Below are 22768 nucleotides of genomic sequence, written 5' to 3'. Positions count from 1 at the left end.
TCGCGGCCGGCTGCGTCCGAGCGGAGAATACGATCGTCGAGTGACCGACGCCGAGGGCTTCACCGCCGGGTCGATGTCCGCCGCGAACGCAGACGTGTTCGCGACGGCGTTGGACCGGCAGGCCGAGATGGATCTGATCCGCGATCTCCGCGAGTGGTGTCGCAGCCGGCTCGGGCTCCGCCCGGGCGCGACTGCGGTGGACGTCGGCTGCGGGACCGGAGCGGAGCTGCTCGAGCTGGCCCGGCTCGTCCAGCCCGGCGGCCGAGCGATCGGCGTGGATGCGAATCAACCGATGCTCGCGATCGCCCGACACCGGAGCAGTGGAATCCCGGGCGTCGAGGTGGTGGCGGGAGAAGCCTCGGAGCTCGGTCGGCTCGAGTCGGGCAGCGTCGACGCGATCGTCTGCGAGCGGGTCGTTCAGCACCTGACGTACGACCCCGTGCGGGCCTTCCGCGAGTTCGCGCGCGTCCTTGCTCCGGCCGGAGTGCTCGCCGTCACCGACACCGACTGGTCGTCGGCGCGACTGGTGGTGCGGGGCGACGAGGCCGCCACCGAGTACCTGAGAGAACTACGCGAGAAGCTGCCGGTGCGGCCCCTCGCGAATCAGCTCGCCGGCCTGAAGCTGGAGGAGTACTGCGTGGCGGCCGGGTTGGAGGTCGTCGCTCGGCGCACCGGCACGCTCGGGAATCTTGCGGCGGCGCTGCTGCAGGGAGCGAGGGACGGCATCCTTGCGTTGGCGGCAGCGCACCTGACACCCGGCGAGCGGGACGAAGCCGCTAGGACGCTGAACGCCGTGCTCGATGACGGACGACTCGAGCTCACCGTCGACCTGTATGCCGTGCTCGCGCGCCGCCCGCTGGCGCACAGCTGAGCGCGACGACCATCGGGTGCGTGAAACAGCGCCACCCACCACACAGCCGGTCGCGGCTGCGAGCGAGCGGTGCGGTCGGTGACGTCGATGTCCGCAGTGATCCAGCAGCTGCCGTGGAAGACGACCAGCGCGAGGAACGGCCTGTGCTGCACCACCCAAACACAACCATTAGACTTAATGTCATGACAATCATTGCAGCTGTCACAGACAGTCCCGAGGGCGCGTTGGCGCTCTCCGAAGGTGTCGCCGAGGCGAAGAGGCTCGGCACCGAACTCGTCGCCGTGAACCTCGGCCTCATCCCCCTCGACGTATCGCCGCACGGCGCCGAGGTACCGATCACCGTCGTCGATCGCGTCGGGAGGGGCGACCGGGACCCTGTCGACGCTGTTCTCGACCAGATCACGAGCCACGGCGCGACCCGCCTCGTGATCGGAGTCAAACGCCGCTCTGCGGTGGGGAAGGCCGTCCTGGGCAGCGTGAGCCAGCGCCTCCTGCTGCACGCGCCCGTTCCCGTCCTGGCGGTCAAACTCCCCGAGAACCACTGAGATCTCCGCTACAAACTTAAATCTCCAGTACAGGGTCAGCCGGCTCCAGCCGCCTGGACCGGCTTGCCCGGTACGCCCCACCCCTCAGTCGACATCGACGACACCCGGCCGGGACGCCGCGACCGACCGTCGCGCACCGCCCCGGAGCCGGGCACCGACAAGCCCGTCGATCGACGGCGCACCGGGCCCGAGAAAGACGAGCACGAAGAAGCTCCAGCAGAACAACACCGCGGCCTCGCCCCCGTTCGCGATCGGGAACAACCCCTTGTGCGCGTGCACGGTGAAGTACGCGAACGCCATGGTGCCCGAGCAGAGGAACGCGGCACCGCGGGTGACGCAGCCCGCCGCGACGAGCACGCCGCCGACGAGTTCGATCACGCCGCCCCACCAGTGCGGCCACTCGCCCACCGGACCGTGGAACCGCATGCGGGCATCCGGCAGGCCGAACAAGGTCGACGCCCCGTGGCAGGCGAACAGGAATCCGATGACCAACCGGTAGGCGGCCAGGGCGACCGCCTGCACGTGGCGCAGGGATCGAGATGTGTCTCGGCTCATGTCGATGCGTCCTTCAACGGTCGGAGTGCCGCGATCGTATCGTCGCCACGACCCCGCCACCGAGAGCGTCGGTCGCGCTCTTCCTGGATCCGGCATCAATCGGACTTCCACGACAGTCGCGGCCGCGTGGGCGGCTCAGCTACCGCTATTCGATCAGACAGGATCGTGAATTCTGTCTACCGACAGTGATAGCCTGGCCTTAAGGACATATCATGAGACGCTGCGACCTGCAGATACTCGTGTGACCATCGTGTCCAGCCCGCGAAGGAGAAGATCATGCGAACCCTTCCTCTCACCCACACAGCGCGGATGCGCGGTCGCCGCCTGCCCGGCCAGGACGAGTACGAACAGAATCTGCGCGACCTATCGGACGCGTCGGTGCACCGCAACTTCGACCCGTACATCGACATCGACTGGGACTCCCCCAAGCTCGCCATCGTCCCGGACGACCCGCGTTGGGTGCTGTCCGACAGGATCGATCCGATCGGCCGCACCGACTGGTACAAGGCGCAGCCGCTGGAGAAGCAGATCAAGATGGGCATGTGGCGCCAGGCCAATGTCGCGAAGGTCGGGTTGCAGTTCGAGTCCGTCCTCATCCGCGGGCTGATGCAGTACACGGCGGCCCAGCCGAACGACTCCGTCGAGTTCCGCTACGCGACGCACGAGGCCAAGGAGGAGTGCAACCACACCCTCATGTTCCAGGAGTTCGTCAACCGGATCGGTGCGGACGTCCCGGGCGGTCAGTGGTGGTTCCGGCGGCTGTCGCTCTTCATCCCCCTCGCGGCGACCACGTTCCCCACGATCTTCTACATGGGCGTGCTCGGCGGCGAGGAGCCGATCGACCACATCCAGAAGCAGTTCCTCCGGTCCACCGAGGGCCAGCACCCCGCGATGACGGCCGTGATGCAGTTGCACGTCGCCGAGGAGGCGCGGCACATCTCGTTCGCCCACCAGCGCCTCGAGCAGGTCATCCCCGCCCGCGGCCCACTCCCCCGCTTCCTGCTGTCGCTGGCCCTGCCGATCGTGATGCGGGTACTGCTCACCGCGATCGCGGTGCCGCCGCGCCAGTTCCGCCGGGAGTTCGACATCCCGCGCGAGGTGTGGCACGAGATGTACTGGCGCTCACCGGAATCCAAGGAGACGAAGCGCGAGGTGTTCGGCGACGTCCGGCTGCTGGCCAAGCGCACGGGCCTGATGAACCCCGTGTCGCGGCTGGTCTGGCGCGCGCTGGGCATCGACGGTCGCGCATCCCGCTTCCGCAGCGAGCCTGCGTACTCCGCTGCCGCCTGACCGACCGTCGCGTGACCGGTCACGGGCGTACTCTGGCTGCGCACGGCCAGGACAGACGTGAACCGGTACTGACGACGAGGGATTCATCATCATGACGGCAGCATCATGACGGCAGCGATCTCCCCTGAGGCACAGAACACCATCACCGATATCGCCGAGCGCCATGGGCTCTCCCGCGACGCGGTGACTGCCATGCTCCTGGCGCTTCGCGCCGGCGGCGGCACCATGGCCCAGTTCTCCATTCCCGAGCTCGGGGGCTCCGGCCAATGGATGCGCGGCGGCATGACGATGGTGGGCGGCAACATGTTCGACAACGCGCTCAAGGCGCGCGTCGATTCGCTGTGCGCCGAGTTGTCCCAGCTGCTCGCGACCACCACGGTGTTCGATTCCCCCACGGCGTCCGCCCAGGCCGGTGCATCGACCAGCTGGTGGCCCGCCGACCTCGGCGTGCCGAGCGCCTCCGGCGGGCAGAACGACGCACGCTACGCGGTCTTCCCCGGCACCCGGCGGCTGGCGATCCGAATCGACGGCACCACCAAGGTCTTCGACACCGGTGAGCACCGCATCGGTGGAGTCCAGCAGCAGCAAGGCGGCGGGTACGGCGAGGTCCGATTCACCAGCCAGCTGGGCACCTTCGCGGTGTCCAGCCTCCCGGAGCTCGGCGCGCAGCAGGTGTCCGAGACTCCGGCCGCGGCGCCCGCACCGAAGCACCGGTCCACCCCGGGAACGGCGCCGCAGGTCGCACCCGAGCCGACAGGCCCCGTTCCCCGCGCGTCCGAGCCGACACCCGCGACGCCCGGCACACCCGACGACCCTTCGGTCATCGTCGCAACCATCGAGTCACTGGCCGAACTCCATCGGCGCGGCATCCTCACCGACGACGAGTTCGCTGCGAAGAAGGCCGAGCTGCTCGGCCGGCTCTAAGCGCGAGGCGGCAGCGGCGGCAGCTCCAGGTTCTCACGGAGGGTGCGGCCCCGATAGTCCTCGCCGACGATCCCGCGTCGGCGAAGCACCGGCAGTAGGCCCTCGGCCACGAATTCGTACGTGCGCGGATCCGTGAGGCCTCCGAGGGAGACCACGTCGAGGACACCTGCCCGGTACCGCTCCTCGATCGCGTCGGCGATCTGCTCCGGCGTTCCGGCGACCGCCCAGTGCCCGGTGTCCTGCGCCGCGACGATCAACTCACGCAGCGTCTTTCCCGACGCGGCGAGGCGACCGAAGATCTCGACCCGCCCCTGCCGCCGGTTCACGGCGGCCGCATCGGGGATCAGTTCCACCGGAAGCGGCGAGTCCAGTGGTCGCTCGGAGAGGTCGATCCCGCCGCCGAGCATGTCCTCGAGCCGCCGGCGGCCGGCGTCGAGGTCGAGTGCCTCGGCCCGCTCCCGCACGATCCGCCGGGCCTCGGCCTCGGTCGACCCGTACGTCGCGTGCAGCGAGCTGAAGATCCGCGGTAGGGACGGGTCCCGCCCGAGCTCGGTCGCCCGCGTCCGGACCGTCTTCGTGTACGTGACAGCGTCTTCGAGCGTGGCGAGCGAGGTGAACACGACCTCGGCGAAGCGGGCGCCGAGCTCGATACCGCCCGCGGACTGCCCGGCCTGGAACTGCACCGGTCGGCGCTGCGGGAGCGGCGGGATGTTGAGCGGACCGGCGACGGTGAAGTGCTCGCCGCGATGGTCGATCCGGCGCACGAGGTCTGGGTCCAGCTCGACGGTGCCGTCGGCGTTCGCGGTCAGGGCGCCGGGCAGCCACGAATCGAACAGCGCTCCCGTCACCTCGAGGACCTCTGCGGCACGCGCGTACCGCTCGGCGGGCGAAGGGAGCTCGGCGTCGCCGAAGTTCTCCTCGCCGAGCGACGACGTCACCGCATTCCAGGCCGCGCGCCCGTTGCTGACATGATCGAGCGTGCCGAACAACCGGGCCAGGTTGTACGGGTGATGGAAGGTCGTCGACACCGTCGCTATCAGCCCCACGTGCTCCGTGAGGCCGGCCAGCGCGGCGAGGAAGACGATCGCCTCCTGGGCGCCGATCGCGCCCTGCGCCCCGAAGCCGAGCAGATCCGCGGCGAACAGCGCGTCGATCCGCAGCTCCTCGGCGATCCGAGCCGTGTCGAGCGCCGTGGCGAGCGTCGACGCCTCCGGATCGAGGGCCAGGCGATAGACGTCCTGGCCGCCGCTGACGCCGGTGACCGTCTTCAGCGTTCTGCCCGGACCCCGATCTCGCGCCACCCGACCACGCTACGGCGCGCCCCGTGCTCCGGGCGCGATTAACCGCACCGCGATTCGATCCAGCGACACCGACCCGGCCGAGCATGGAAAAACTCATCATGATCGCAATACCGTTGGGCCGGAGCAGCATCGGCACCCACGAGCTGCAGCACTCCGTCCCGCAGCGGAAATGGTGGATCGTCGTATTCCCGACACTCGACGCCTACCCCAGGCCCCGCCGGCTCCTGACGCAGACGTGCGGGCCCGCCGGTCCCCCGCTGCTACGTTGAAGGCAGACATCGTTTCGACGCCCCGCCCGGGCAGTCGCGCATACCCACGGATCGAGTTGCCGACGTCATGCGTTTCCAAGTTCTCGACATCGTCCCGCACACACCGCATCCGGTGACCGGTGAGCTGATATCGGCGCACACGCGACTCGAGCGCGTCGTCGAGAACGCGGTGCTGGCTGAGCGGCTCGGCCTGGACTCGTACGCGGTGGGCGAGCGACACGCGGGCGAGTTCCTCTCGTCGGCGCCGACGGTGCTGCTCGGCGCTCTCGCCCAGGCCACGCACCGGATCCTACTGTCGACCGGCGTCACGGTGCTCAGCCTGCTCGATCCGGTGCGCGTCGCCGAGGACTACGCCACGATCGACCAGCTCTCGGGCGGACGTCTCGAGATCGTGATCGGTAAAGGCAACGAGGACAAGCACTTCCCGATGTTCGGCCGCACTCTCGAGCACCAGTACGACTACCTGACGGAGAACTACGAGCTGCTGCGGCGGCTGCTGCGCGAGGAGCACGTCACGTGGCGGGGCGATCACCACTCGCCGGTCGATGACGTCACGACGGTGCCGCGCCCGTTCGGTGGACCGTTCCGGATCTGGCACGGCTCGGCGACGTCGACGACCGCCGTCGACCTCGCGGCCCGGTTCGGCGACCCCATCGTCACCGCGAACGCCCTCCAACCGCGCGAGAACTATCGCGTGCTGATCGACCGGTACCGCGAGAAGTACGCCGAGCACGGGCACGACCCTGCCGCCGCCTACGTCGGATCCGGTTCCGGTGGGCTCTTCCTCTCCGCCACGACCGACCGGGCGATCGCCGAATACCGGCCCGTCTACGAAGGTTTCGCCGCACGCAACCGCAAGAGGTTCGCCGGCGAGACGCGCATCGGCAAGGTCAACATGTTCGAGACCATCGAAGACGCCGTCGAGCGCGGCCCAGCGCTGGTCGGCTCGTCCGAGCGGGTCGCGGAGAAGATCGTCGACTACCACCGGTCGTACCGGCACGACCTGCAGTCCGTCTCGCTCAACCCGGTACTACCGTACCAGCAGCAGCGCGACGTGCTCGCGCAGTTCGCCGAGGAGGTGGTCCCGCTCGTCCGCCGCGAGCTGCGCACCACCCTGTGGACCTCCGCAGACGCCGGTCGCGCAGCAGGCTTCACGGCCGAGAACGAAGGATCGAGGCAATGACGTCCCTGCTCCACCTCGCACTCGAGATCGACGGTGCCGGTGCACATCCCGCCGCCCACCTCGTCGACCCCGGTCGTGCCGCATACGCCGTCACCGGAGCCGGCGTACGCGCCGCGGCGGCGGTGGCGGAGAACGCGGGCTTCACGTTCGTGACCATCGACGACTCCCTCGTCCCCGCGCCAGGTGGCGTCGCGCAACGCCTCGACGCGGTAGTACGCGCCGCGTTCCTCGCACGGGTCACCTCGAGGCTCGGCATCGTGCCGCTGGCGCACCCCGCAACCGTCGAGCCGTTCCACCTCGCCAGCCAGCTCGCCGCACTCGACCACGCCACCGAGGGGCGAGCCGGATGGTTGGTGGGGACGACACCGGTACCGACCACCGCCGTGGCGCTCGGCCGCCCGGTCGCGGACGGCGGCGCCGCACTCTCCGCCGAGGTCGCCGACGTCATCGAAGTGGCTCAGCGCCTGTGGGACTCGTGGGAGGACGACGCCGTCATCCGGGACACCGACTCCGGCAGGTACATCGATCGCGATCGGCTGCACTATGTCGACTTCGCCAGCGACGGCGGCGATGGTCGGGCGGGCTTCAGCGTCAAGGGCCCGCTCATCGTGCCGCGCGGGCCGCAGGGCCGGCCCGTCGTGGTCGCTCCGCACGGCGCGGCACCGTCGGCGCTCGTCGATATCGTCCTCGTCTCGGATCCGCCCGCGGGCGACACCGAGAATCCCAGTGGCCCTGCGGTCTTCGTCGACCTCCCGGTCACGCTCGACACCGCGGAGACGACCGGCGAGACGCGCCGAGCCGAACTGGATTCCCTGACTGACGCATCGACCACGCGGGGATTCGTCGGCGGCGCAGCAGAACTCACCGCCCTCCTGCGGGGGCTACACGGCCGGGTCGACGGTGTCCGGCTACTGCCGTCGGTGCATTCGATCGACGTGCCGATCATCGTGCGCGAGGTGCTACCGCCGCTGCGCGTCGAACGGCGCACGCCCACTCCCCGGCCGGGCGCGACGCTGCGCGAGCACCTCGGCCTCTCCCGTCCCGCCAACCGCTACGCCACGACCGGGAGCACGCGATGAGCGACGAGAGCTACCCCCGTCCCGACGCCCAGGTGCACTTCGGGGTATTCCTGCAGGGCGTCAACCACGGCACCGTCTGGTCTGATCCCGCGAGCGGCTCGCAGATCGACTTCCAGACCTTCCAGAAAGTGGCGCAGACCGCCGAGCGCGGACTGTTCGACGCGTTCTTCCTCGGTGAGGGGCTGCGATTGCGCGAACAGCTGGGCCGGATCCACGATCTCGACGTGGTCGGCCGGCCCGACGCGATCACCCAACTCGCCGCGCTCGGCGCGGTGACCAGCCGGATCGGGCTGGCCGCCACGCAGAACGTCACCTACAACGACCCCGCGGACCTCGCCCGTCGCCTGGCGAGCCTCGACGTGCTGTCCGGAGGACGCGCCGCCTGGAACATCGTGACCACCGACAACGCGTGGACCGGTGCCAACTTCCGCCGCGGCGGGTGGCTCGACCACGCCGACAGGTACCGGCGCGCAGCTGATTTCGTCACCACCGCGCAGGCGATCTGGGATGGCGCGCCGTCGTCGCCCACCGCCCCGGCCGACCCGGTGCATCGGCTCGGACCCACGCTCGACGTGACCGTGGTCCCGACGGTGCCGCGCAGCCCGCAGCAGCACCCCGTGCTCTTCCAGGCCGGTGACTCGCCCGCGGGACGCGACTTCGCGGCGCAGTATGCGGAGGTGATCTTCTCGGCACACGGCAGCGACCTCGACGATGCGCTGGCGTTCGCACAGGACGTCCGGGCGCGCACCGTCGCCGCCGGCCGGCCCGCCGACGACCTGAAGATCCTGCCCGGAACGCAGTTCGTGCTTGCGGATACGCCCGCAGAGGCCGTCGAGAAGGGCCGCTGGGTCAAGGAGCAGCAGGTGACGCCTGCTACCGCCCTGTCGCTGCTCGGTCAGATCTGGGGCGAGGACCTGTCCGGGTACGACCCGGACGGCCCGCTCCCCACCCACGATCCCGTGATCGAGACGGTGGGCGAGACCCGCGGGGCAGCTCGCCACGGTGCCGACCCGCGCACCATCGCGGCGCAGTGGCGGGAGCGTGCGGAGACGGAGCACCTGACCATCCGCCAGCTGGTGATCGCGCAGGAACGTCAACGCGGGTTCGTGGGCACGCCGGCGTCGGTGGCCGAGCAACTGATCCGGTTCGTCAGGTCCGGCGCGTCCGATGGATTCAACATCACGCCGTGGATCGTCCCGGGCGGGCTCGACGATATCGTCGACCAGCTGGTGCCCGAACTACAGGAGCGGGGCGCGTACCGGACCGAGTACACGGGGTCCACGCTGCGCGAGCACCTGGGCCTGCGGCCGCCCCGCACCCGGCGGCACCAGGACTCGGAGCGGTCCGGCGTTCCCGACTGAGGCGGCCGCGACCCGGCGCACCTGACAACCGGAGCTTCACACCGGCCGTTGAGTGCGCGGCGCTGCGTCTAACCGGGGCCGAGCATGCTCGGCGACGGCGATCTGGGGCCTGGTCGAGGTCCGCCCGTCACTCGGCCGGCGCGGTACGGAGACCGTCGATCACGATCTGCAGGCCGAGGCCGCGACGGCTTGCGGACAACCGGCTCTCGGTGGCCAGCACGCCGGTGACGACGGCGTGCAACTCGGCGACGTCGACATCCCGTCGCACGCCGCCGGCTCGTTGGGCAGCGGTGAGGAGCGCCTGGAGTGCGGCGGACAGTCGTGCGCCCGACTCTTCGATCAGGCTGTTCGGCAGGCCGCCGACGGCTGCGGCCAGCGCGAGGTTGTCGCGGCCGGAGTCGACGAGTTCCGCGAGGAAGCCGAAGAAGTCTTCGACGGGATCGTCGCCGAGTTCGGCGGCGCGGGCGGCCAATTCGTCGAGCCGGTCGGCGATCACCGCCGCGAGGAGGGCCGCCTTGGTCGGGAAGTGACGGTGGACCGTGCCCGGGCCGACGCCCGCCGCCTCGGCGATCGCGTCGAGCGGTACGTCGACGCCCGCCTGCGCGAACGCCTCACGTGCGGCGGCCAGGATGCGCGCACGGTTGCGGACGGCATCGGCACGCGGCCCTCGGCTGCTCATACGACCTCCTGGATTCGACACTTGTGAAGCGGGGCGCACGCCCCGTATATTAACCGGGGCAGCAGACCCGCTTATAGCGTAGGAGACACCATGAGCATCGCAGTCACCGGCGGCAACGGCGAGTTCGGCAGGGCGGTGCTCGCGCAGCTGCGGGACCGGACTCGGGAGTCGATCGTGACGACGGTGCGCGACGTCGCGAAAGCAGACAAGCTGCCCGGCATCGACTACCGCGCAGGAGATTTCGACTATCCTGATGCGTTGCGAGGGTCACTCGTCGGAGTCGACACGGTGCTCGTCAACGCGACCTTCTTCGGCCCGGACCCGTCTCTGCGTCTTCCGCGGGTCACCGCGGCGATCGGTGCCGCGACCGAGGCCGGAGTGGAACGGATCGTTCTGACGAGCTGGCCCAGACTGGAGACATCGACCATGCCGTCCGTCCAGAACTACCGGGCGCTCGAGCGCACGGTGCAGGCCGCCGGGCCGAGCTGGACCATTCTCCGGCTGAACATCGGGATGGCCGACGCCCTTGCCCGCGACGTCGTGTGGGGACGACAGATGGGGGAACTCGTCGCGCCGGCACGGGACGCCTCGGCCGCCCCGGCTGCAATCCCCGACCTCGCGGCGGCGACCGCGATCGCGCTGGTCGACCGGCGCCGCGACGGCGACACACTCGAGCTCACCGGACCCCAGGACCTCGATTGGACCGACCTCGCCGACGCTGCGGGAGTGCCGTTTCGCGCCGTCTCCGACGAGGACTACACCGCGTACCTCACCGAGAACTTCGGCTTCCCGCCGGAGACGACGGCGCTGCTGACGGCCCTGTATGCAGATTTCCGCGAGGGGCGGTCCAGCGCGACGGGCACGCTCCCCGACCTCCTCGGCCGCCCGGCCGTGCCGGGCATCGAAGCCGTTCGAGCGCGCGTCGCCCTCTTCCCGGCGCAGTGAGGGCGGATGCGGCTAAGCGTCGTCGGACGATCGGCGGCTTGCGCCGCGTTGCCACCAATCCGCCGCCGCGAACTCATCGTCATCGGCATCGGCCATGCGCCCGATAAGGTACGCGGTGGTCTCGACCTGTCCCCCGGACTGCGCGCAGAACCCCCACAATTTCTTCGCGGCGCGGTGGTACTGGTGGATGACGGCGTCGACCTCGAACACGTCCAACTCGCCGGCCCGAAACCGTACGAGCTCGGCTTCGACGTGTTCGATCAGCCGGGTCAGCTGCGCCTCGTGATACGCCGCGACCTGCTCGCGGGCGGCACGACGCTCACTCTTGGTACCCATCCGACCGACGGTAGCGCCGCCCGGCGACCATCGCCGGTGACCGGCGACTCCCGTCACCGAGGGCCGTCGCGCCGCCGCGGACCATTCGAGTCAGTGCGCACTTCCGGCCGACCACCCGCCAGGCACCCGCATCAGCCGAATGCCCTTGACATCCGACCAAAACCGATGCACCCGCTGAAGTACGAGCGAGCCCAGCTTTCGAGGTCAGCGCCGATGCCGCGCGGTTGAGCGTGGGTGGCGATGCCAGGGCCCGGTTCCGCTGTTGCGGTGACGCAGGTTCCGTGGTCGGTGGGGGCCCGATCTCGCTGCTGGTGTACGGCTGGATCGCGATCGTCGGTGGCATGTCGACGGGCCGGGTCCGTGAGATGGGGTCGACGTCGATGGGAGATACGTGTCGCGACCACTCGCACGAATTCGGCGGACACGCCGGCGTGTCGGGTGAATCGGTGCGGGTAACCGAGCCCCGAGCCGCTGGAGGAGGAATCCGCCGCGGGTCCGCGACCGGGGACGCGGACGTAGACCACACGTGCCGGTCGCACGCTCGACTGCGCGGCATCGGGGTCAGCGCCGAGTCAGCGCTCGAGGCCGGACCGAGGCAGCCCTCAGACCCCGGTGGCGAGCGCCCCGTCGAGGAAGACGGCGAGGATGGCAGCGCTGGTGGGTTCGACGCCTTCGCGGTCGCGGGCTGCGCGGGTGATGGCCCCCTGGATGAGGTCGCCGTAGATGTCCAGGAGCGTGTGGGCTGGTAGGTCGTTGCGGAGGGTGCCGTCGTCGATGCCCCGTTCGAGCAGCCGCAATACGGGCTCGTTGATCTGGGCCGTCGCAGCGTCGGGCGGCGTGGGTGCGAGGTAGGCGAGCGCGACGTATTCGGCTCCGGTAGCGATGAACCCCCGGGTGATTCGGGCCAGTGCTTCGGCAACGGGCAGGGTGTCGAGCTGGGCTTCGCGGATGCGGCCTCGAAGTTCGTCCATGGCTCGCCTGGCGAGGGCTTGAAGGAGCGCCTCCCGGTTGGGGAAGTAGCGGTACAGGGTCGAGCGGGCGACGCCGGCCGCCTGGGCGATGTCGGCCAGGCTGGCGGCGTCCCGCTGTTCCGCGAGGACGCGAGCGGCGTGCTCGAGGATCGTGCCGGCTGTCCGGTCTTGGAGTGCTGGACTCTTGGCCACTCGAGGAGCATACCTGCATGTACCAAGATAGGACACTGATGTCCTATAGAGGTACAGTACGAGTCCACCGCGATCAGGAGGACCGAATCATGGCCGACCGTCCCGCCGCTCTCGTCACCGGCTGTTCCTCCGGGATCGGCAAGGCGACCGCACTCGCACTGGTCGACGCGGGATTCGTCACCTGGGCTACCGCACGGCGGCCTGAGACCCTGGCCGACCTGCAGACGGCCGGGTGCCGCACCCTCCGCCTCGACGTGACCGACGAAGACTCCCGCAACCGCGCCGTCGCCGCCGTCGAGGCCGAACACGGACATGTCGCCGTACTCGTCAACAACGCCGGCTACGCCCAACCGGGCGCGGTCGAGGAGACCTCCCTCGACTCCTACCGCACCCAATTCGAGGTCAACGTCTTCGGGCTCGTCCGAATGTGCCAGCTCGTTCTCCCGGCGATGCGTAGGGCGGGAGGAGGCACGATCGTGAATCTCGGTTCCGGTGCCGGACTCGTCGCACCACCGCTGTCCTCGGCGTACGCGATGAGCAAGTACTCGCTGGAGGCGCTCTCCGACTCGCTCAGATTCGAGGTTCGTCGCTTCGGCATACGAACCGTTCTCATCGAAGCCTCCGCCGTCAAGACGTCCTTCACCGACACCCTCGAGCGTCTGGTCCCCGACCATGCTCCACACAGCCCCTACGAGACCGTCACCACCAACGTCCTCGGGTTCGCACGCCGCGAAGCCGACAACGGCATTCCCCCCGAGCAGGTCGCCCGAACCATCCTGCGAGCGGTCCGATCGCGAAACCCCCGAGGCCGCTACAAGGTCGGCAGCCAGAGTCGGATAGCGCCACTCGCCCGCCGAGCGCTCGGCGACCGCGCGTGGGACGCACTCCTGGCCAGACTCGTCAACTGAGTGCCGCGGGGACGGCGGCACGGGAGCGTCGGCCGGGACGGAGGAGTCGCCCCGTCCCGGCCCACACCTCACACGGCGATCACAGGTCCGCGCGCACCGCTGCCGCGGCGGCGACCAGGTTGCGCAGCGACTCCGTGACCTCGGCGGTGCCGCGGGTCTTGAGGCCGCAGTCGGGGTTGACCCACAGCCGCCCGGCGGGGACGGCGACGAGCGCCGCGCGTAGCGACTCCTCGATCTCCGCCTGCGCGGGCACGCGGGGCGAGTGGATGTCGTAGACGCCCGGGCCGACCTGGTTCGCGAACCCGGCCGCGTTGAGGTCGTCCAGAACCTCCATCTTCGACCGCGCGGCCTCGATGGACGTGACATCCGCGTCCAGGTCGGAGATCGCACCGATCACGTCGCCGAACTCCGAGTAGCACAGGTGCGTGTGGATCTGCGTCGAGTCCGCGACACCCGACGTCGCCAGCCGGAACGATCCGGTGGCCCAGTCCAGGTATGCGGGCCGGTCGGCCGCGCGCAGCGGCAGGAGCTCGCGCAGCGCGGGCTCGTCGACCTGGACGATCGCCACACCGGCCGACTGCAGGTCCACGGTCTCGTCGCGGATCGCCAGCGCCACCTGCGCCGCCGATTCGGCCAACGGCTGATCGTCGCGCACGAACGACCACGCGAGGAGGGTGACCGGGCCCGTGAGCATCCCCTTGACGGGCCGCGGCGTGAGCGACTGCGCGTAGGTGATCCACGACGTCGTCATGGGCGTCGGCCGCGTGACCTCGCCGAACAGGATCGGCGGCCGGACGCAGCGGGTGCCGTACGACTGGACCCAGCCGTTCTGCGTCGACAGGAAGCCTTCGAGCTGGTCCGCGAAGTACTGCACCATGTCGTTGCGCTCGGGTTCGCCGTGCACGAGGACGTCGAGGCCGAGCTCCTCCTGCAGCCGCACCACGGCCTCGATCTCGGCCCGCATCCGCCGCGTGTACTCGGCCTCGTCGATCCGCCCGGCACGCAGGTCTGCGCGGGCGACGCGGATCGCCGACGTCTGCGGGTACGAGCCGATCGTCGTGGTGGGCAGCAGGGGCAGTCCCAGACGCTCGGCCTGCAGTACCGCTCGCTCGGCGGCCGGCGCACGGCCCGTGCCGCGCGTGGTCAGCGCGTCGAGCCGCGCTCGCAGCGACGGATCGCGGCGACGGGGATCCGCGGCGCGGCTCGCGACGATCGCTGCGGCGGAATCGAACTCGACGGCGACGGTGTCGCGCCCCCGGGTCAGCGCGCGCGACAGGGTGACCACCTCGTCGACCTTCTCCGCGGCGAACGCGAGCCAGGACCAGACGTCCCCGGACTCGTCCTCGGCGGCCACGGTGTAGGGCACGTGCAGGAGCGAGCACGACGTGGAGACGGCAACGGTCCCGGCCGATCCCAGTGCCGTGCCCAGGGTCGCAAGGGCACGGTCGAGGTCCGTCCGCCAGATGTTGCGGCCGTCGACGACGCCGGCGAGCAGCAGCTTGTCGCGCAGCTCGGGCACGGCCGCCACCGTCGACGCCGCGCGGGGGTCGGTCACCAGATCGACGGCGATCGCCTCGACGCCGGTACGAGCGAGCGCGGACAGGCCCGGGCCCGGGTCGCCGAAGTAGGTGGCGACCGCGATCGCGGGCCGCTTCGCGGCAGACGCCAGGTCGCCGTACACGCGATGCGCCTCGTCGGCCAGGCCTTGGCCGGCCTCGGTGACCAGCACCGGCTCGTCGATCTGCACCCACTGCGCGCCGTGCTCGGCGAGGCGGGCGAGCAGATCCCGATACAGGGGGATCAGCTCGTCGAGGCGGGTGAGGGGATCCTCGGCGCCGTTCCCGGCACCGTCGGGCTTGGCGAGGGCGAGGAATGTGAGCGGCCCGACGATGACGGGGCGCGCGGGCACGCCCTGCGCGAGGGCCTCGTCGAGGTCGGCGAGGACCTGCTCGGGGTGCAGCGAGAAGACGGTGTCGGCGCCGATCTCGGGGACGAGGTAGTGGTAGTTGGTGTCGAACCACTTGGTCATCTCGAGCGGCGTCACGTCCGCCGTACCGCGGGCGGCGGCGAAGTAGCGGTCGAGGGGGTCGTCGATCGCAGCGACGCGCGGCGGCAGCGCCCCGAGCAGTACCGCGGTGTCGAGGATCTGGTCGTAGTAGCTGAAGGTATTGGTGGGCACGGAGTCGAGCCCGGCGGCGACGAGGGCCGCCCACTGGTCGCGGCGCAACTGCGCGGCGGTGGTCTCCAGCCGAGCACGGTCGACGGTGCCCTTCCAGTAGCCCTCGATCGCGCGCTTGAGCTCGCGGCGCGGGCCGATGCGGGGATACCCCAGAACTGTTGCGGTGAAGCGGGTTTCGGTCACGTGCGGACAGGTCCTTATCTGTGTGCTGGCCGGCTAGCCACCCACCCGGGACACGCACGCACGCTACGCCGAGGCACCGCCCTTTCGGACACCCGTCGTCACCGATGCGGTCGCGCCCAGTCCACGAGGCGGCACACCACCGGACGCGGCGCGTCCGGTACAGCGGGCAGGTATTCGGACTCGCAGGCATCACGCTCGCCCCTACTCGCCGCTGCTTCCCAGACCTGCGGGCCCAGTGCGTATACGCGACTTTCGTTCCTGCTCACCGCTGCGGGACAGTCCCGGACTCACACCGGGTTCCCTCTTCACGCGCCCGGCGGGCCGAGCGCGCTGCGCCGCCACCGCCCGTCGGGGCCGCCGCGACACCAGCTGCGTCGCCCATGGTAGCCCGGTACTGAAAACGGGCCGGAAACCCCTCGAAACCGATCCACTCGGAATCGTCGGGAAGTCCCTTCCACTTTCAATCTATAGCCGACCCCGGGGCTTGCCGCAAGGCCGGGGTGAGGGCGCACAATCGCGGGTCGAGTCGAGACCTCAGATCGGAGCGTGCCCGTGAACCCCGTGAACACCAGCGCATTCAACCTCCCCGAACGCCTGGCGGCCAAGGCCCGGCCCGAGTTGATCGCGGCCGATGAGCGGCACCTCACCGCCATCGCAGACGACCTGGGACGGCAGCTCGCCGACCTGTCAGCACGCCTCGAAGCGGAGCGACGCAAACCCAGCGGGCTCGGCCAGGAGACGATCCAACGCGACGCGGAGGTCCGCCGACTCGCCGCCCGGCTCCGGGCGATGCGGCGCTTCGGGGTCGACCTGTGCCTGGGTCGCATGGTGTTCGCGGACGGCCGCGACCCGGTGTATATCGGCCGCCTCGGCGTCGCGGGGGCCGACGGCCGTGACCTGCTCATCGACTGGCGCTCCCCCGCCGCCGAGCCGTTCTTCGGCGCCACCTACGCCGACCCGATGGGGCTCACCGCGCGGCGCAGGTACCGCTGGACGCACGGGCGGATCACGGACTACTGGGACGAGGTGTTCGATACCAGCGGGTTCGGTGCCGACGGTGCCGGTGCGGGCGAGTCCCTCGCGACCCTCGACGACCAGTCCGCGTTCATCGCGAGCCTCGGCGCGAGCCGGTCGCCGCGGATGCGGGACGTCCTCGGCACCATCGCGGCCGATCAGGACGCGATCATCCGCGCCGGGTCGCACGGCGCGCTGGTCGTCGACGGCGGGCCCGGCACCGGCAAGACCGTCGTCGCCCTGCACCGCGCGGCCTATCTCGTCTACTCCGACCCGCACCTGGGCCACCACCGCGGCGGCGTCCTGTTCGTCGGACCGCACGAGCCGTACCTCGCGTACGTCGCCGACGTGCTCCCCAGCCTCGGCGAGGAGGGCGTACAGACGTGCACCCTGCGCGATCTGGTCACCGAGGGCGCCGCGGCCGTGGCGGAGACCGACCCGGAGGTCGCCCGCCTCAAGTCGTCGGGCGAGCTGGTGGATGCGATCGACGCCGCCGTGCGGTTCTACGAGCAGCCTCCGCGGAAGTCCATGACGGTCGAGACCGACTGGGCGGACATCCGATCCAGCCCGGCCGACTGGGCGGATGCGTTCGCGGCACCCGACCCCGGGACGCCGCACAACGAGGCCCGGGAGCAGATCTGGGAGGCGCTCATCGAGCTGCTGGCGGACCGGGCCGACGGTGACGCCCCACGCGGTGAGATACAGAAATCGCTGCGGCGCAACAGAGAGCTGCGCTCGACGCTCGACAACGCGTGGACGCTGATCGAGGCCGCCGATCTGGTCGGCGACCTGTGGTCGGTACCCGCGTACCTGAAGCTGTGCGCGCCGTTCCTCACCGCCGACCAGGTACGCACCCTGCAGCGAGCGGACGCCCAGGCGTGGACGGCGTCCGACCTGCCGCTGCTCGACGCGGCCCGGCGACGGCTCGGCGACCCGCAGGCCGCGCAGTTGCACCGTCGGCGCGGTGCGGCGCTGGCAGCGGAACGCGAGCAGCGCGCGAAGGTCATCGACGAACTGCTCGCCAACGACATGGTCGACTTCGACTTCGAGGGCGAGGGCCTGGTGTCGATGCTCCGTAACCAGGACCTGAAGGACGCGCTGATCGACGAGGAGGCGCTGCCGCGCAGCGAGCCGGACGAGCTCGCCGGGCCGTTCGCGCACATCGTCGTCGACGAGGCCCAGGAGCTGACCGACGCGCAGTGGCGGATGCTGCTGAGCCGCTGCCCGTCCGGCAGCCTCACCATCGTGGGCGACCGCGCACAGGCCCGCAGCGGGTTCGCCGAGTCCTGGCGGGAGCGGCTCGAGCGGATCGGTCTGCACCGGGTCGACGTGTCGTCGCTCTCCATCAACTACCGGACGCCCGAGGAGGTGATGGCGGAGGCCGCCCCCGTGATCCGGGCTGCCCTGCCCGACGCGAACGTGCCGACATCGGTGCGCAGCAACGGGATCCCCGTCACCCACGCCGCCACGTCGGAGCGGGACGCGGTGTTGGCCGCATGGCTGGGCGAGCACCCCGACGGGATCGCCTGCGTGATAGGCGATCCGGGCTTCGCCGCGAGACCGCGCGTGCGGTCGCTGACGCCGGAGTCGGCGAAGGGGCTCGAGTTCGACCTCGTGGTCCTCGTCGACCCGCAGGCGTGGGGCGACGGCATCCAGGGCGCCGTCGACCGGTACGTCGCGATGACCCGGGCGACGCAGCGGCTGGTGATCCTCACCAGCGCGGCATAGCGCGGACGGCGGCTTCTCAGCGGGCCGCAAGGCACCGCCGGGCAGCCTGACCGGCATGACCACTGTGCGACGTCTCCCCGTCCGACCCGGCGCCCTCCGCGTGCCGGCGATCACGGCCGTCTTCTGGCTGGTGAAGGCGCTCTCGACGGCGTTCGGCGAGTCGGCCTCCGATGCGATGGTGACCGACATGGTCCCGGAGATCGCCGTCGGGCTGGGCTTCGTCGGCTTCTGCGCCGCGCTCGCGCTGCAGTTGCGGCGCGGGCGGTACGTCGCCTGGACGTACCGGCTCGCCGTGGTCGCCACGTTCGCGATGGGCACCGCGTCAGGCGACTTCGCCGCCGACACACTGCATCTCGGCTATCTGCCAGCGGCTCTGCTGTTCGCGGTGGCGATCACGGTGCCGGCCGCGGGCTACCGCCGGCCGCACTGGAATCCGGTCGTCTGCTTCTGGGCCGCGTACGTGATCACCCGCCCGCTCGGCGCGTCGATCGCCGACTGGCTCGGCAAGCCGCGCGCGGCGTGGCGTCGGGCTGGGCGACGGGCCAGTGGTGCTGATCCTGGGCGCGGCGATCGTCGCGCTCGTGGGGTACCTGACGGTGACCCGATCCGACGTGCAGGATCCCGCCGCCGCCTGAGACCGCGGTCCCGGCTCACGGGCGGAGTACCCGCGCGGCCAGGTCCGCGGGTGCCTGCATGCAGTAGGAGTCGGTGAGCAGCTCGGCGAGCTCGGCCCAGTCGGTGGCCTCATCGAGCAGGATCCCGACGGCGTTCGCGCCCCAGCCGGCGCGGAAGTACGGCGGACCCATGTTCTCGAAGGCGGGGAGTTCGCCTGGCTCCGCCTGGAAGACGATGCGGAAGAGCTGGTCCTCCCCGCCGAACACATGCGCCACCGTCGAGCTCTTCACCCGCCACCGCGCTCCGACCCATGCGGACTCCCGCCGACACTCGGGGAACGCCGACAGGATCCGGTCGAGTCGGCGCACCCACTCCGTGGGCACGTCTGGTCGCGTGGACACGGGGCCAGGATGCCAGACGGTGCCGACAGGTTTCAGGCCTCACGCGTAGATCCCGCGAGCAGGATCGCGGCGGCGAGCCCGCGCGCCAGGCCGGTGGACTCCGCGGGCGGCGGCGAGCCCGTGAGGAGGTGCCGACGCACCACGGCGAGGGGCAGATCGAACATCGCGAACCCCACCTCTGCGGTGGACCGACCCGACTGCGCCGCTACGCTTCTCACCACGATGTCGATGGCCTCGGACTGTCGGTCGCGCAGCTGGTTCCAATCCCGCACCGAGTCTGCACGCCACTCACCCGGCGCGAATGCCGTCACGCCCGCCTGCAGCACCAGTGCCTCCTCGAGATGTGCACGGCACCATTCGACCGTCCACGCGACAGCGGCGACCGCAGCGGACGGGCTCGGCGAGACGGCCGCCGCCTCGACATACGCCTCATGGAAGCGGCGCACCGTGCGCAGCCAGACGGACGCGAGCAGCGTGGGGCGGTCCGGGAAGCGGTGGTACACGGACCCGCTGGGCGCTCCCGCCTCGCGCGCGACCGCCGCGACGGTCAACCCGCGTGCGCCATCGCGGGCGAACAGACGGATCGCGGCGTCGAGCAGCGCGTCACGGTCGTGCAGCGTCGGTCTACCCACGGCGCGCAGTTTATGCTAGACCTATTTTAGAGACTACTCTCTAGAAAGGTTCGGCATGGCCTCCACCAGCGACGATCCCCGTTTTGCGGCGGCATCCATACTCGACGCACAACCGTTCAACGCTCTGGTCGGCGCTCGTCTCACGGAATTCGGGGACGGGGGCGCCGAGCTGATCCTCGACGTCGAGGAGCGGCACCTCCAGCAGTACGGCGTCGTGCACGGCGGGGTGCTCGCGTACCTCGCGGACAATGTGGTGACGTTCGCGGCCGGCACCCGCCTGGGCTCCGGCGTCATCACCGCAGGCGTCGACGTGAGCTACCTGCGCGCAGCGCGCAACGGCCGTCTGCGTGCCATCGGCACCGTCGTCCACCACACCGCCCGGCACGCCGTCGGCACCGCCGAGATCTGGCACCATGCGCCCGACGGTGCCGAACCCGTCCTCTGCGCGATCGCCCGCGGAACCGTGTTCGCCACCACCGGATCGCGGTAGCGATGGCCATCCCGGCGGTCGACTGGGAGTTCGCGCGGCGCACTGTCCAGCGTGGCGTCGCGACCTCCCTGCACTGCGCCATCGCCTCGCGGAACGCCGACGGCACACCGCACGTGACACCGATCGGATCGATGCTCCTGCACCGGGACTCGGCGTCGGGGATCTACTTCGACGTGTTCAACGCACGCCTGGCCCGCAACGTCGACGCGGACCCGCGGGTGACGGTGCTCGCTGTCGACAGCGGCCGCGCCGTATGGGCCCGGGCATTACTGCGGGGCCGCTTCGGCGACTCCCCCGGCGTGCAACTCACGGGATCGGTGGGTCCCGCCCGACCCGGCACGCCCGAGGAGATCGCACGGTTCCATCGCGTGGTCGGCCCGCTGCTGCACCTTCCCGGCGGTCGGGCGATGTGGGGCGATCTGCCCCGGGTGCGCGACGTCCGCTTCGACACCCTCGACCGCGTGCATCTCGGCAGGATGACGCGTTGACGAGCTGCGTCGGTCTCCCGGCGCTGCGACCGAAGACATCGCACACGCCATCACGCCGGTGATAGCATGTGCGCATGGCGAACATGCTCGATTTCGAGGCGTTCCTCGCCTCGCACGGGATCGAGGGTCTGACCGGGGAGGACGTCCTCGGCGCCCTGGAGGAGGGGATCGACGCGCGCACCTCGGTCGTCGTGCCGGTCACCGCCGGGGACTTGGAGTATCTGCGCGCGCACGGTGGAGTGGATGCTCGGGCGGCGTTGGACGACTGGGACCCCGCCGCCGCGGCTGGCAGGCGGGCTCTGGGGTATACCCGCGAGGCGGGGGATTTGATCGCGGACTCGGTGACCGTCGCGCAGGCCGCGCGGCTGCTCGGTGTCGACCGCTCGCGTATCTCCCGGCGGCTGCGGGACAAGACGCTGTACTCGTTCAGGATCGGCGACCGGATCCGGATCCCGCTGTGGCAGTTCACCGGTGACCGGCTCCTGCCCGGGCTGACGGAGGTCGTCGCCGCGCTCCCGCGCGGGTTCTCGCCGGCCGCGGTCGCGGCTCGGATGCGCTCGCCGTGGGACGAGTTGGGTGGGGAGAGTATCGCAGGGTTCCTGGCCGCCGGCGGGGCGCCCGAGATCGCCGCTGAGCTGGTCGCAGCGATGGGGCGGTGGTGACCGTCTCGGACGGCAAGGTACCCCCGGTCCCGCCGCGCCCACTGACCCGTGACCCCGACGACGTGCTCGCATACACCGGGACGCTGTGGCGGATCCACCGCACCCGAGGGGAGTTCGTGCTGCCGTGGAACGGCTTCCGCAGCTACGGGCCGCTCGCGGACATGCGTTTCGATCCGCATCCCGATGGTCCGCCGCAGGCGCATGACGGCGTCGGAGTGCACTACAGCGCGGAGGATATCGCGACGGCCGCCGCGGAGATGGGCCAGCAGGATCGGCTGGTCAACACCACCGATGGTGCGCCGTGGCTGACATCGTGGGTGCTGCGGCGGCCGGTGCGACTGCTGGACTTGACCGGGGCGTGGGCGGTGCGCAACGGTGCAGCGCACGCACTGGCGTACGCGCCGCGGCCGGTGTGCCGGGCGTGGGTCCGCGCGGCCTACGAGCAGTTCCCGGATGTCGAGGGGGTGCGGGCGATCTCCACGATGACCGGCGGGGTGAATGTCACCCTGTGGGCGCGTGCCGTCGACGCGTTCCCGGAACATCCGGCGTTCGACCGCAGTCTCGCCGATCCGCTCGTCTACGCGGTGCTCGAGCAGGTCTCGCGGCGCATCCGGTACGACATCCGTTGAATCCTCCCACGGATGAAAACGCCCTGCTCACGTCCCTCACCGGGTGAGTGTTCAGCAATCCGCTACGTTCAGCAAGAATGAACAGATGTGATAATTGAACGCCGACGAACCCCCGATCAGATCGATTCTCCTGCACCCGGGACTGGCGGCGGGGATCAACAGGATGACGCGTTGACGACGACGAGTCCGACCTCATCGACTTCGAAGTCTCCCCGGTAGCGCGACGGATCCGCCGACCGCCGCGGCGAAACACAGAGCAGCGATCACGGCACATGCCAGGTGCAGCCCACCGATGAAGGCGTGTTGGGCTGCGCCGAGAAGCGCCGGGGCGTGGCGAG

General features: G+C 70.4%; 23 protein-coding genes and 1 riboswitch. Of the genes, 15 read left to right on the top strand and 8 right to left on the bottom strand.

All coding sequences use genetic code 11. The features are described 5' to 3' along the window. The first annotated feature begins 40 nt into the window (after nt 1–40). Nucleotides 41–871, top strand: coding sequence for a methyltransferase domain-containing protein (locus ABD908_RS13515; RefSeq protein ID WP_344996523.1), 831 nt, complete (start codon nt 41–43; stop codon nt 869–871). Between the two features lie 182 nt (nt 872–1053). Further along, nucleotides 1054–1416, top strand: a complete 363-nt coding sequence (locus tag ABD908_RS13510; protein ID WP_344996520.1) for a universal stress protein — start codon at nt 1054–1056, stop codon at nt 1414–1416. A gap of 84 nt (nt 1417–1500) precedes the next feature. Here ABD908_RS13510 and ABD908_RS13505 read toward each other — a convergent pair whose 3' ends face one another. Beyond that, nucleotides 1501–1971 (bottom strand): DoxX family protein, encoded by a 471-nt coding sequence (locus tag ABD908_RS13505; RefSeq protein ID WP_344996517.1) that lies wholly within the window; start codon nt 1969–1971, stop codon nt 1501–1503. Nucleotides 1972–2280: 309 nt separating this feature from the next. Here ABD908_RS13505 and ABD908_RS13500 point away from each other — a divergent pair, with 309 nt between their 5' ends. Next, nucleotides 2281–3261 carry an AurF N-oxygenase family protein gene (locus tag ABD908_RS13500; RefSeq protein ID WP_385924468.1) on the top strand — a complete coding sequence of 327 codons (981 nt, stop codon included), beginning with the start codon at nt 2281–2283 and terminating at the stop codon, nt 3259–3261. Between the two features lie 105 nt (nt 3262–3366). Next, on the top strand, nt 3367–4185 hold the full coding sequence (locus ABD908_RS13495) for an SHOCT domain-containing protein (RefSeq protein ID WP_344996511.1): 819 nt from the start codon (nt 3367–3369) through the stop codon (nt 4183–4185). On the opposite strand, the gene ABD908_RS13490 is transcribed toward ABD908_RS13495, so the two are convergent. Continuing rightward, nucleotides 4182–5486: an NtaA/DmoA family FMN-dependent monooxygenase gene (locus tag ABD908_RS13490; protein WP_344996508.1), complete on the bottom strand. Its 1305-nt coding sequence runs from the start codon at nt 5484–5486 to the stop codon at nt 4182–4184. The genes ABD908_RS13495 and ABD908_RS13490 overlap by 4 nt on opposite strands. A gap of 336 nt (nt 5487–5822) precedes the next feature. Here ABD908_RS13490 and ABD908_RS13485 point away from each other — a divergent pair, with 336 nt between their 5' ends. Genes ABD908_RS13485 through ABD908_RS13475 form a run of 3 tightly spaced genes read left to right on the top strand, consistent with a single transcriptional unit; the run spans nt 5823 to nt 9378 of the window. Further along, nucleotides 5823–6938 carry an LLM class flavin-dependent oxidoreductase gene (locus ABD908_RS13485; protein ID WP_344996505.1) on the top strand — a complete coding sequence of 372 codons (1116 nt, stop codon included), beginning with the start codon at nt 5823–5825 and terminating at the stop codon, nt 6936–6938. After that, entirely contained in the window at nt 6935–8017 is a 1083-nt protein-coding gene (locus tag ABD908_RS13480) for an LLM class flavin-dependent oxidoreductase (protein WP_344996502.1), read from the top strand. Before ABD908_RS13485 ends, ABD908_RS13480 begins: the two co-directional genes overlap by 4 nt. Continuing rightward, nucleotides 8014–9378, top strand: coding sequence for an NtaA/DmoA family FMN-dependent monooxygenase (locus tag ABD908_RS13475; protein ID WP_344996500.1), 1365 nt, complete (start codon nt 8014–8016; stop codon nt 9376–9378). The genes ABD908_RS13480 and ABD908_RS13475 overlap by 4 nt, the downstream gene beginning before the upstream one ends. 127 nt (nt 9379–9505) lie before the next feature. On the opposite strand, the gene ABD908_RS13470 is transcribed toward ABD908_RS13475, so the two are convergent. Beyond that, entirely contained in the window at nt 9506–10057 is a 552-nt protein-coding gene (locus tag ABD908_RS13470; RefSeq protein ID WP_344996497.1) for a TetR/AcrR family transcriptional regulator, read from the bottom strand. A gap of 90 nt (nt 10058–10147) precedes the next feature. On the opposite strand from ABD908_RS13470, the gene ABD908_RS13465 reads away from it, so the two are divergent. Next, a complete protein-coding gene (locus tag ABD908_RS13465) occupies nt 10148–11002 on the top strand; it encodes an NAD(P)H-binding protein (protein WP_344996494.1) in 855 nt (284 codons plus the stop codon). Between the two features lie 12 nt (nt 11003–11014). On the opposite strand, the gene ABD908_RS13460 is transcribed toward ABD908_RS13465, so the two are convergent. Both ABD908_RS13460 and ABD908_RS13455 read right to left on the bottom strand, forming a co-directional pair. Then, the gene (locus tag ABD908_RS13460) at nt 11015–11338 is read right to left on the bottom strand and encodes a hypothetical protein (RefSeq protein ID WP_344996492.1); all 324 of its coding nucleotides are present in this window, start codon (nt 11336–11338) and stop codon (nt 11015–11017) included. A gap of 602 nt (nt 11339–11940) precedes the next feature. Then, nucleotides 11941–12501: a TetR/AcrR family transcriptional regulator gene (locus ABD908_RS13455; RefSeq protein WP_344996489.1), complete on the bottom strand. Its 561-nt coding sequence runs from the start codon at nt 12499–12501 to the stop codon at nt 11941–11943. A gap of 89 nt (nt 12502–12590) precedes the next feature. On the opposite strand from ABD908_RS13455, the gene ABD908_RS13450 reads away from it, so the two are divergent. Then, on the top strand, nt 12591–13409 hold the full coding sequence (locus ABD908_RS13450) for an SDR family NAD(P)-dependent oxidoreductase (RefSeq protein WP_344996486.1): 819 nt from the start codon (nt 12591–12593) through the stop codon (nt 13407–13409). Between the two features lie 79 nt (nt 13410–13488). Here the strand turns inward: ABD908_RS13450 and metE are convergent, their stop codons facing one another. Continuing rightward, entirely contained in the window at nt 13489–15771 is a 2283-nt protein-coding gene (gene metE, locus ABD908_RS13445; RefSeq protein ID WP_344996483.1) for a 5-methyltetrahydropteroyltriglutamate--homocysteine S-methyltransferase, read from the bottom strand. A gap of 148 nt (nt 15772–15919) precedes the next feature. Further along, a riboswitch (cobalamin riboswitch) is annotated at nt 15920–16103 on the bottom strand. A gap of 220 nt (nt 16104–16323) precedes the next feature. Between metE and helR the strand changes: the two genes are divergently transcribed. Together helR and ABD908_RS13435 are read left to right on the top strand one after the other, a co-directional pair. After that, a complete protein-coding gene (gene helR / locus ABD908_RS13440; protein WP_344996481.1) occupies nt 16324–18513 on the top strand; it encodes an RNA polymerase recycling motor ATPase HelR in 2190 nt (729 codons plus the stop codon). Between the two features lie 55 nt (nt 18514–18568). After that, complete coding sequence (locus tag ABD908_RS13435; RefSeq protein WP_344996478.1) at nt 18569–19225, top strand: COG4705 family protein; 657 nt, start codon at nt 18569–18571, stop codon at nt 19223–19225. On the opposite strand, the gene ABD908_RS13430 is transcribed toward ABD908_RS13435, so the two are convergent. Together ABD908_RS13430 and ABD908_RS13425 are read right to left on the bottom strand one after the other, a co-directional pair. Further along, nucleotides 19164–19529 carry an MmcQ/YjbR family DNA-binding protein gene (locus ABD908_RS13430; protein ID WP_344996475.1) on the bottom strand — a complete coding sequence of 122 codons (366 nt, stop codon included), beginning with the start codon at nt 19527–19529 and terminating at the stop codon, nt 19164–19166. The genes ABD908_RS13435 and ABD908_RS13430 overlap by 62 nt on opposite strands. A gap of 32 nt (nt 19530–19561) precedes the next feature. Continuing rightward, entirely contained in the window at nt 19562–20161 is a 600-nt protein-coding gene (locus ABD908_RS13425; protein WP_344996473.1) for a TetR/AcrR family transcriptional regulator, read from the bottom strand. Nucleotides 20162–20216: 55 nt separating this feature from the next. Between ABD908_RS13425 and ABD908_RS13420 the strand changes: the two genes are divergently transcribed. The 4 genes from ABD908_RS13420 to ABD908_RS13405 all read left to right on the top strand — a co-directional run bounded on the left by ABD908_RS13420 (nt 20217) and on the right by ABD908_RS13405 (nt 22430). Beyond that, nucleotides 20217–20651, top strand: coding sequence for a PaaI family thioesterase (locus tag ABD908_RS13420; RefSeq protein ID WP_344996471.1), 435 nt, complete (start codon nt 20217–20219; stop codon nt 20649–20651). 2 nt (nt 20652–20653) lie between these two features. Next, the gene (locus ABD908_RS13415) at nt 20654–21139 is read left to right on the top strand and encodes a pyridoxamine 5'-phosphate oxidase family protein (protein ID WP_344996468.1); all 486 of its coding nucleotides are present in this window, start codon (nt 20654–20656) and stop codon (nt 21137–21139) included. A gap of 74 nt (nt 21140–21213) precedes the next feature. Continuing rightward, complete coding sequence (locus ABD908_RS13410; RefSeq protein WP_344996465.1) at nt 21214–21801, top strand: helix-turn-helix domain-containing protein; 588 nt, start codon at nt 21214–21216, stop codon at nt 21799–21801. Continuing rightward, the gene (locus tag ABD908_RS13405) at nt 21798–22430 is read left to right on the top strand and encodes an RES family NAD+ phosphorylase (RefSeq protein WP_344996463.1); all 633 of its coding nucleotides are present in this window, start codon (nt 21798–21800) and stop codon (nt 22428–22430) included. The genes ABD908_RS13410 and ABD908_RS13405 overlap by 4 nt, the downstream gene beginning before the upstream one ends. Nucleotides 22431–22768 lie beyond the last annotated feature (338 nt).

This window comes from Tsukamurella soli (assembly GCF_039541155.1).
Lineage (GTDB): Bacteria > Actinomycetota > Actinomycetes > Mycobacteriales > Mycobacteriaceae > Tsukamurella > Tsukamurella soli.
Note: the sequence above shows the minus strand (reverse complement) of the source record. Positions and strands in the feature narration are given on the sequence as shown.

Bases quoted from the DNA above. Each gene is read 5' to 3' on its own strand.
- ABD908_RS13510 (WP_344996520.1), top strand. From the start codon at position 1,054: ATGACAATCATTGCAGCTGTCACAGACAGTCCCGAGGGCGCGTTGGCG.
- ABD908_RS13505 (WP_344996517.1), bottom strand. From the start codon at position 1,971: ATGAGCCGAGACACATCTCGATCCCTGCGCCACGTGCAGGCGGTCGCC.
- ABD908_RS13500 (WP_385924468.1), top strand. From the start codon at position 2,281: ATGCGCGGTCGCCGCCTGCCCGGCCAGGACGAGTACGAACAGAATCTG.
- ABD908_RS13495 (WP_344996511.1), top strand. From the start codon at position 3,367: ATGACGGCAGCGATCTCCCCTGAGGCACAGAACACCATCACCGATATC.
- ABD908_RS13485 (WP_344996505.1), top strand. From the start codon at position 5,823: ATGCGTTTCCAAGTTCTCGACATCGTCCCGCACACACCGCATCCGGTG.
- ABD908_RS13480 (WP_344996502.1), top strand. From the start codon at position 6,935: ATGACGTCCCTGCTCCACCTCGCACTCGAGATCGACGGTGCCGGTGCA.
- ABD908_RS13475 (WP_344996500.1), top strand. From the start codon at position 8,014: ATGAGCGACGAGAGCTACCCCCGTCCCGACGCCCAGGTGCACTTCGGG.
- ABD908_RS13470 (WP_344996497.1), bottom strand. From the start codon at position 10,057: ATGAGCAGCCGAGGGCCGCGTGCCGATGCCGTCCGCAACCGTGCGCGC.
- ABD908_RS13465 (WP_344996494.1), top strand. From the start codon at position 10,148: ATGAGCATCGCAGTCACCGGCGGCAACGGCGAGTTCGGCAGGGCGGTG.
- ABD908_RS13460 (WP_344996492.1), bottom strand. From the start codon at position 11,338: ATGGGTACCAAGAGTGAGCGTCGTGCCGCCCGCGAGCAGGTCGCGGCG.
- ABD908_RS13450 (WP_344996486.1), top strand. From the start codon at position 12,591: ATGGCCGACCGTCCCGCCGCTCTCGTCACCGGCTGTTCCTCCGGGATC.
- ABD908_RS13435 (WP_344996478.1), top strand. From the start codon at position 18,569: ATGACCACTGTGCGACGTCTCCCCGTCCGACCCGGCGCCCTCCGCGTG.
- ABD908_RS13420 (WP_344996471.1), top strand. From the start codon at position 20,217: ATGGCCTCCACCAGCGACGATCCCCGTTTTGCGGCGGCATCCATACTC.
- ABD908_RS13415 (WP_344996468.1), top strand. From the start codon at position 20,654: ATGGCCATCCCGGCGGTCGACTGGGAGTTCGCGCGGCGCACTGTCCAG.
- ABD908_RS13410 (WP_344996465.1), top strand. From the start codon at position 21,214: ATGGCGAACATGCTCGATTTCGAGGCGTTCCTCGCCTCGCACGGGATC.